Origin of the sequence: Segatella cerevisiae (assembly GCF_024054555.1) — a bacterium.
Lineage (GTDB): Bacteria > Bacteroidota > Bacteroidia > Bacteroidales > Bacteroidaceae > Prevotella > Prevotella cerevisiae.
Genome location: NZ_JAMXLY010000067.1, coordinates 1 through 8,895 on the forward strand (window position 1 = coordinate 1; position 8,895 = coordinate 8,895).

General features: G+C 40.2%; 7 protein-coding genes and 1 pseudogene. 2 read left to right on the plus strand and 6 right to left on the minus strand.

The annotated features are described in order from the left end of the window. Positions 1 to 988 precede the first annotated feature (988 nt). The gene (locus NG821_RS11805) at positions 989 to 1,378 is read left to right on the plus strand and encodes a helix-turn-helix domain-containing protein (protein ID WP_252761860.1); all 390 of its coding nucleotides are present in this window, start codon (positions 989 to 991) and stop codon (positions 1,376 to 1,378) included. 352 nt (positions 1,379 to 1,730) lie between these two features. On the opposite strand, the gene NG821_RS11810 is transcribed toward NG821_RS11805, so the two are convergent. The 5 genes from NG821_RS11810 to NG821_RS11830 all read right to left on the minus strand — a co-directional run bounded on the left by NG821_RS11810 (position 1,731) and on the right by NG821_RS11830 (position 7,290). Continuing rightward, positions 1,731 to 2,606: a FimB/Mfa2 family fimbrial subunit gene (locus NG821_RS11810; RefSeq protein WP_252761861.1), complete on the minus strand. Its 876-nt coding sequence runs from the start codon at positions 2,604 to 2,606 to the stop codon at positions 1,731 to 1,733. 29 nt (positions 2,607 to 2,635) lie between these two features. Then, a complete protein-coding gene (locus NG821_RS11815) occupies positions 2,636 to 3,826 on the minus strand; it encodes a hypothetical protein (RefSeq protein WP_252761862.1) in 1,191 nt (396 codons plus the stop codon). Between the two features lie 262 nt (positions 3,827 to 4,088). After that, complete coding sequence (locus NG821_RS11820; RefSeq protein ID WP_252761863.1) at positions 4,089 to 4,967, minus strand: FimB/Mfa2 family fimbrial subunit; 879 nt, start codon at positions 4,965 to 4,967, stop codon at positions 4,089 to 4,091. A gap of 28 nt (positions 4,968 to 4,995) precedes the next feature. Further along, the gene (locus tag NG821_RS11825; protein WP_252761864.1) at positions 4,996 to 6,207 is read right to left on the minus strand and encodes a fimbrial protein; all 1,212 of its coding nucleotides are present in this window, start codon (positions 6,205 to 6,207) and stop codon (positions 4,996 to 4,998) included. Between the two features lie 357 nt (positions 6,208 to 6,564). Then, positions 6,565 to 7,290: a DUF3575 domain-containing protein gene (locus NG821_RS11830; protein ID WP_252761865.1), complete on the minus strand. Its 726-nt coding sequence runs from the start codon at positions 7,288 to 7,290 to the stop codon at positions 6,565 to 6,567. 115 nt (positions 7,291 to 7,405) lie between these two features. On the opposite strand from NG821_RS11830, the gene NG821_RS11835 reads away from it, so the two are divergent. Then, positions 7,406 to 8,320, plus strand: coding sequence for an IS982 family transposase (locus tag NG821_RS11835; RefSeq protein ID WP_252761866.1), 915 nt, complete (start codon positions 7,406 to 7,408; stop codon positions 8,318 to 8,320). Positions 8,321 to 8,796: 476 nt separating this feature from the next. Here NG821_RS11835 and NG821_RS12735 read toward each other — a convergent pair. Beyond that, positions 8,797 to 8,895: pseudogene (locus NG821_RS12735) on the minus strand (IS30 family transposase); the annotation flags it as partial.

Below are 8,895 nucleotides of genomic sequence, written 5' to 3' on the forward strand. Positions count from 1 at the left end.
TGAGTTTGAGCGTTTTGTCTGTTTATTTTATCAATACAAATATACAAAATTTCCCTGTAACAAGGGCACTCAAACTCACTTTTATTTGTTAAATAAATCAATTCTTTTTACTTCCGAAACTTGAGTAATCTATATAATCGGACCCATCATTTCATGACTGTTGTCGTTGGTATTTCAGATAAGGTATATCTGTCTGATATACGATACCTATCATCAATTTAGTAAACTCTCCAACATGATTTCATACAATCTACTTTACACAATCCCTCCCATATGCCTGATATCTCACAGACATTCCATTTCTTCGCAGAAATCTTCTCAGAAAGACGCCCTAACAGGAAAAACTTTCGCATACCCTTAATAGGCTCAATAGGTTCAAAAATCTATAGGAAATTCAAAGATAAAAGTGATCTCTTCCATTCGAAATTCCATTCTTTGTGCAAAAGGATTTTCTCTCATCTCGTTCTAAGGAATAATTGCTGTGGTTTTTAAATTCACGTAATTAGGATTTATTAAACAAAATATTCATTCTTTATTTAAGAAACATTCACTGTTCTAATAGTTGTCGATTAGGACAAATCGATAAAGAAAAAGAGAATAGCATATTAGGTTTCCTCGCCACCCATGTGAATCTTATCTCACTCATTCACACCTCAATAGCGATGTATGGTTTTCTTCAGAACGTATTCAATAATTAAGCTCAAACGACAAACGGAGTATCTCCATTCTGAATATGACCATTCATGGCTTAAAAGCCTTCCAATGATGTCGTTTACATGTCTTTTTTACCTTTTTTCTCTGTTCTCCAATCTACTCATATTCACCTCCCATTCTTATATGTTTTGTTATTTCACTTAAAATCCGTACATTTGTAATGTAAGCTGACGGAGCAAGTGCTTAACCACTTGCAAAGATAAACAATTAGTTTCTATAGACAAACTTTAAGTGTGTTTTTATTTCACTTTTAGTTTATTTTAACTTTGCAGTTATGGAAAAAGAAAAGATGCTCGAAAGCCTAATCGATTACTATTCGAAAGGGAATAAGGCTAAATTTGCAACAAAAATAGGGATTTCTCCACAGGCATTGAGTATGTGGATTACCAGAAAGTCTTTTGACGCTGAACTATTATACACAAAATGTGAACATATATCAGCGCAATGGTTGCTATCAGGAGAAGGTGATATGATTCAGAAAAAAGAATCGGAAACGGACATTAATAATGAAGACAAGGCATTTTATCAGGAACAGATCAAAAATTTGATGCAGCAAATTCATGTCTTAACAGATAAGAACTCTCAGTTGGAAAATATCTTATTAGATTTTTTGAAAAAAGATTTTCAGTCTACAGAAAATCCAAAAAGAGAAAATGTAGGATAATAAAAATGATATGTGGAAGAAAGTACTAAGAACCCTTAGCTCTTTTATTGACGCAAAACTATACGTTCTATTCATATACGTCCTTACACCACCCTATTCTCCCACATAAACAGACGACTGGCACAACTGGTTCTTGAGTTAGAAACAGCTCTAGAGAGCGTAAGAGAGAGAAAAAACAAGCGGGGGAACAAAAAGGGATTGGCATGGAAAAAGGCTATACGACAATGGTTTCCAACATCCTCACAAGAAACCAAAGTTATATAGCCTCATCTTTTTCTTTCCGCCCATACCAAATACATGACGGACAGTCCCGATCAAATACGCTGTTCACATCCCCTGGGGATCAAAATCTTCATTGGAAGATAGTCGGATTCTCTATTTCTGTCCAAGGTATGACCGAAACAGTGATATTTGTCGGATAGCTGGCCTGAACCACGAACACGACATCGTCATTTCTCTTGAGTTCCAAGGGCCTCCCTTTCTCATCGACATCACGGTCAAGCAAAAGAGAACCGTCACTCTTGTAAATCCTAAGACGAACTCGCTCTCCCGACTTCGTCGGAAAGACAGTTATCGGAAGAGTCATATAATTGCCATCCGACTCAAAACTCCCTTGCAGGTCATCATTGACCAATTCTCCCGAGACCGAACCGTCATAGGCGATCCCACTTCTCAGACCTTCCAAAGTTGTCCGATAATCCTTATCAGAAAAATGGTCATTGAGTCCTTTGATCTGCACACGCACCCTGGCCAGCACATTCTTTAGTTGTATCACATAACTCTTAGACTTGCCGCCTTCCGGTACGATGCCCAGACTGCCATAATAAACGGCAGCAGGTTGGGGCGTGTTCCCTTCCTTTTTCGCATCCAATGTGAGCCACGTGTCCCCGATCACCGTTCCGATTTGAGGGTTATTTACACGGTAAGCAGAAGTATCAGAAGTGGCCACAGCAACAAAGGAAATGCTATCCCGGTCATCAGAGTTGAAGACCACACGGTATTTTCCATCCTTGTCTGCCGAGACAGTATACCTGAAAGCACCCTTTACAAACCCGTTGATATTGTATTTATAGGCAATGGAATCCGGTAATACCGCACCTGTACTGCCAACAAGTTTCAAGGTGATCTCAGCCTGATCATGACAAGGGTACTTGTCATAAATACTGCATGAGACCATGAAAGTTGACAGCAGGAAAGCTCCGATTATCGTCTTGACGCCATAACGCATATCAAACCGGTTCTATCAAAAGTCTAATATTATGGAAAAACAGCGTTCTGATTTACAGACTTAAAAGCAGTAACTGTAACGTTTACCGTCACATCTTCCGGATCAAGAGGCGTGTATGGATCCGGTGAACCCTTCGTCTTAATGGTAACGGAACAATTATAATTTTTATTAGGACTCACCGTCTTTAAAGTGCCGCCATCAGGAGCAGTGGGATTATCAAAGATCCAGTTGATATTTACAGGATAGTAAACAAGACTCGTTGTCGTACTTCCGTCAGCGCTGAACTTTCCTTCTATGACAAGTTTCGTGTTATTCGTCGCATCGCTATTCGGCATTGTATAGAAAAACTGATTCGGAGCAATGCTATTTTCAGAGCTAACCGTTGAATATTTCAGAGCCGGATATATTGTACCTAAATCACCGGTTCCAAGATAAGCATAATAAGGTTTGTCGGTTACATCGTCTTTCCAGCCTTGGTTCAAGTCACTTTTTGTCCCTGTCCAAGCTAAATTAGAGAAGGCCAAATCATTCGGTACATTGATCAGAAAGAATGCTGTCGGTTGAAAGGTTGCACTACTATATGGACCACTTTGGTCAAAATCTACCTTAACTGTACTCACTGTAATTTTAGCCACTTGATGTTGTACATCGACCGTAGAAGTATAAGCTGATTTCGTTTGATCGTAAGAAAGAGTCCCTTCTCCATACATCGGGATATTGTCAGTAGCTTCTCCAGTAGCAGGAGTTTTTCCTTCACTTGAGGTTGCCAGTGCTTGGTCAATGCTGATGGTCTTTGCATTAAAAGCTGTCATACTCTGAACACCGGAGAATAGTCCTGTAGGTGCATTTACAGCAACTGTAATCTTATCCCCATCTTGGAGTCCTGTCGTCAGAATGTTTGCCGTAGCAGTCCCGTCAGTTCCTACAGAGAAAGTTCCGGTTCCAGTTCCTGATGTCAGTTCCTGTATTGTCCTTACAGCCTTGCCATCATTACTGAAAATACCAACAGTAAGTCTATTGTAAACTTCTTGTGCACCACTGGCATCATCACCCGATGCCCGACTAATAGGCGTAGTGTTGATGGTCAAAGAAAGTTGTTTACCCGTTGTAGGTCCACCACCAGTTATATCATCACTGTTACTGCAGGAAAAGAAAAATACACTGCTGCATATTACACCTAGCAAAAATACCTGTCGTTTCAAATTAAATCGTTTACTCATTTTAATCCTCCGTTTCTATCAAAATTCACATTATTTATTAATACAATCCTATCTGAGTTTTTTCTATGCTTTTTCATATTTTATCGTGTCTAATTCTCATTCTTTTCAATACACATCTAGTTGCTTGAAGGCCCAGCCTAAAATCATATAAGATTCCGAAAACTCTTATTACACAACCAATACTTTATTGCTTTATCAATTCGCTATCAAATATCAGCGACCGCTATCAAATACATTATTTATTACCCCAATATTAAGTTGGTCACTGAAAAATGATCGGGTTATCTATTTCTGCCCAAGGTATGACCGAAATAGTGATATTTGTCGGATAGCTGACCTGAACCACGAACACGACATCGTCATTTCTCTTGAGTTCCAAAGGCCTCCCTTTCTCATCGACATCACGGTCAAGCAAAAGAGAACCGTCACTCTTGTAAATCCTAAGGCGAACTCGTTCTCCCGCCTTCGTTGGGAAGACTGTTATCGGAAGGATCATATAATTGCCATCCGACTCAAAACCTCCTTGCAAGTCATTATTGACCAATTCACCCGAGACTGAACCGTCATAGGCAATTCCACTTCTCAGACCTTCCAAAGCTATCCGATAGTCCTTATCAGAGAAATGGTCGTTGAGTCCTTTGATCTGCACACGCACCCTGACCAGCACATTCTTTAGTTGTATCACATAACTCTTAGACTTGCCGTCTTCCGGAAAGATGCCCAGACTGCCATAATAAACGGCAACAGGTTGGGGCGTGTTCCCTTCCTTTTCCGCATTATCCAATGTGAGCCACGTATCCCCGATCACCGTTCCGGTTTGAGGGATATTTACACGATACGCAGAAGTATCAGAAGTAGCCACAGCAACAAAAGAGATGCTGTCCCGGTCATCAGAGTTGAAGACCACACGGTATTTTCCATCCTTGTCTGCCGGGACAGTATACCTGAAAGCACCCTTTACAAATCCGTTGATATTGTATTTATAGGCAATGGAATCCGGTAACACCGCACCTGTACTGTCAACAAGTTTCAAGGTGATCTCAGCCTGATCATAACAAGGGTACTTGTCATAAATACTACATGAGACCATGAAAGTTGACAGCAGGAAAGCTCCGATTATCGTCTTGACGCCATAACACATATCAAACTGAATTTTTATTCACCGACAATTATTTGAAGACGGTACTATGATCTACAGACTGGAAACCATTAACACCAACCTGTACATTTGCAGCATCCGGCTCTATAGGCGTATATGGGTCAGGGGAGCCCTTAGTCTTAATCTCAATCGTACATACATAGTTTCTATTGGGGTACACAGCTTTCATGGAAGTACCAGGTTCAGCAGGAGATACAGTTGTCCCATTATAATTATAATTGATATTTACCGGATAATAAACTGTTTCCGGCTGGTATGTGTTTCCGCTGATTCCGTCCCGGTCATACAAACCTTCAATGACAAGCTGCGTATTATTTTTGATGTCGCTGTTAGGCATGATATAGAAAAACTTATTATAAGTATAAATAATTTGATTCCCATTAGGAGAGCCTGTAAGTTTATCAATACTCCCTGAGTTGAGATATGCAAGATAAGGCTTTGATGTCAGAGACGCATCATTTGCCCATCCTTGATACAAATCATTCTGAGTTCCTGTCCAAGCCGTCTTCGAAAAGGCCAGATCTTCCGGCACATTAATTAGGAAGAACACCTTAGGAGTGAAAGTTGCAAATCTATAAATTGGATCACTTGAATCAAAGTTCACATTAACTTCTTTTACCGTAATTTTAGCCAATTGATGCAGTACGCTGACAGAGGAAGAATATTTAGAATCCGTCTCCGACACACTGCCTTCACCATACATCGGCAAATTATCTGTGGCCTCTTCAGAAGAAGTAGTCCCACTACTTGGAGTTGCCAATGCTTGATTAACGTCAATGGTCTTACCACTAAATTCCGTTACACTCTTAACTCCTGCAAATTCATTGGCAGGGGCATTGACAGCGACCAAGACCTTATCTCCCTCAGTAAGTGAAGACGCTGCGACAGTAGCCGTAACGGTCTTCTTATCAGAAGAAACTGTCAGAGAATTCGTGCCACCCGCAACGAATTCCTGAATCGTCCTGACCGTATCGCCATTATTACTAAAGATACCTACTGTGAGTCTGTTGACTTGGTTTTCATTTGCATCATCTTCACCCACATCCAAGTTCGAAGCCCGACTAATAGGAGTCATACTAATGGTCAAAGACAGTTGTTTTCCTGTTACGGGTCCACTCCCGCCATTCGCTATATCATCACTGCTACAGGAAAAGAAGAATACACTGCTGCATATCAGACCCAGCAGACATACCTGTCGCTTCAAATTAATACGCTTCATCATTTTCATTTTAATCCTCCGTTTCTATCAAAAATCTACTTTATTATTAATACAATCCTTTTCTGAACATACCCTTTACCTCTTTATATCTCTTCGCGTCTTGATTAAAATTCCTTTCAAGACTATACCAATTGTCTTAAAACTAATTCTAAAATTCTCCATTCTTCAAAATCCCTCCACCGGAGTTTATTTTTATCAATAGCCATCCTATTTCTATGAATCATCTCTTCCCAATTAATCCGACTGCTGACACCCTTAACCGAAACTATCCCAAATCACAGCGAGGTTTTTCTTTTAAGATGAAGTCATTTCAGGTTATCAGGAAGATCTCAGACAGCACTCGATCTTATTCGTATTTCCCTATTTGATGTAATATATGAAACTGACACCTGTTCCTATAGGCAGAACCGTATTGCTGCAGTATCTACCTTCCTTATAAGGATTTCCACCTTCTCGGTAACGGTCATATTTCGCATGCACAAAGTCAACGCCTAAAGAGAAATCAAAACTGCAACGTGATGACAGTCTGAGACTATAACCACCGATCACGCCAGTACCAATGAAATGTCCCTGTCTGTGCTTGCCGTACAAGCCACCGATATGGAGTTTATCCAGATTCATTCCTCCCCACAAGAGATTAGCCCCCACATAAGGGCCTGAGAAAGAATGGCAGAACCAATATCGCCCTTCCGGTTGGAAAGAGAAATTCTTCCATTTCGTCCCGCCATAACTGATCGGATTATAACTGCCCATCAGGCTCAGCGTATAATGGTCTGAGACGGCACCCTCTACACCTAGGGAAGGTATCGACAAGACATCATAAAGGAGATTTGTCTTCACCGCAATCTGCTGTGCTTTCAAACCTCTACTACCGAGAAGCAAAAATAACGTGAGGAGTACGAATACAGGGACAAACATTCCATGCCAACAGAAAAGACGACTGTCAACCTGCTGCCATTTACCAGAAAGGACAATTGAAACTTCTGTTATTCCATCTGTGCCATCAGGCAAATCCCTGCCTTGAAGGAAGGATTCCTCATGTGGATCAACAAGCCTTCCTATTCCGGAACACTTTATGTCAACCACTGGTACCCCAGTTCGGGATAAGAAACATCAAAAAAAATGGCAAAAAAGTTGGCAATCACAAGAATATTTCGTAACTTTATAGTTGACAATCAATAAGTTACAAAAATTATCCATTATGATCGCCACGAACAAAGTTATAGAATTATTTTGTATTATCGATGAGTTTTGCAAACATTTTGATAAAGAAAATGCTCATAGGATACTTCTTACCAGTACAGGGAAGCAACGCCGCAGACGCGCGGCATCATTATCCGACAGCGAGATAATGACCATCATGCTTCTGTTTCATTTCGGTACTTTCCGTAATTTCAAGCACTATTACCTTTTCTACATTAAGGGAACCTTGAAGTCCTACTTCCCCCATGCCGTATCATACAACCGTTTCGTAGAACTGGAGAGCCGTGTATTCTTCCAACTGATGTTCTTCCTTAACCTCAAGGCTTTCGGCAGGTGTACGGGGATTACCTTTGTCGATTCCACGATGATCCCGGTCTGCCATAACCTGCGCCGTTATTCGAATAAGGTATTCAAGGGCCTTGCAAAGGACGGGAAAGGCACGATGGGATGGTGCCATGGATTCAAGTTGCATCTGGCCTGTAATGACAGGGGAGAAATTATCTCCTTTGTCCTCACAGGTGCCAATGTAGATGACCGCGACCCGAAAGTCTGGACTTCGCTGGCCAAGAAACTTTACGGCAAGTTGTTTGCCGACAGGGGCTATATATCAAAAAAACTTTTCGACAGTCTTTTTGAAGACGGAATCCACCTCGTTACTGGGCTGAGGGCGAACATGAAGAACAAGCTAATGCCCTTTTATGACAAGATGATGCTCAGAAAGAGACTCATCATTGAAACCATCAATGATATGTTGAAAAATACTGCACAGATTGTACATTCCAGACACAGATCGGTCAACAACTTCATTATGAATCTGATTGCTGCATTAGGGGCTTATTGTTTCTTCCCAAATAAGCCTAAAGCGCTTAACGGATACACCATTGAAAAGACTAATCAGCTCTGTCTATTTTAAACCTTATCCCGAACTGGGGTACTGGTGATTCTATCTGCAAAACATTGGTTTCCATTCTTAAGAGTGTATCTTGACTCCGTCAATTTCCCTGACTATATATGTTCAATGTATTTTCTTAGGGAAACCTATCCGATTAAGTCTGATTAATGTTATTAAATTTCCGCTTTCAATCCAAACCCTATAGAAATACAACATGCATTTCTGAAAGATTCACAGTTCCGGCATACAAAATCTCCTTACACCTTGCCGGTAGCATCCTATCTCCTCTATTTATATTATTTAAAAAATCACTTTTCACCTAACTTCTGTCTGAAGAAGTCCGCACTTTGTAACATGCGATACAAGAGAAAGTTATCGTACTTTCAAAGATAGGTAATTATTTTCATAAGGAAAAAGCTTTTTGGAATAATAATACATATTTTTAATTCTATTTAACTTTTTCACATGGATGGTGGATTCCATAAGCAAGTGCAAAGTTACGGAATTAATTGCTTAATGATATCAACAGGCTTTGAAAAATCATTTTTCTTTCTTGGTCTGTTATTCAATTTTTGAATGATTTGTTTAATGTATCC

Coding starts and splice junctions, on each gene's coding strand:
- NG821_RS11820 (WP_252761863.1), bottom strand. CDS start 4,967: ATGTGTTATGGCGTCAAGACGATAATCGGAGCTTTCCTGCTGTCAACT.
- NG821_RS11810 (WP_252761861.1), bottom strand. CDS start 2,606: ATGCGTTATGGCGTCAAGACGATAATCGGAGCTTTCCTGCTGTCAACT.
- NG821_RS11805 (WP_252761860.1), top strand. CDS start 989: ATGGAAAAAGAAAAGATGCTCGAAAGCCTAATCGATTACTATTCGAAA.
- NG821_RS11815 (WP_252761862.1), bottom strand. CDS start 3,826: ATGAGTAAACGATTTAATTTGAAACGACAGGTATTTTTGCTAGGTGTA.
- NG821_RS11825 (WP_252761864.1), bottom strand. CDS start 6,207: ATGATGAAGCGTATTAATTTGAAGCGACAGGTATGTCTGCTGGGTCTG.
- NG821_RS11835 (WP_252761866.1), top strand. CDS start 7,406: ATGATCGCCACGAACAAAGTTATAGAATTATTTTGTATTATCGATGAG.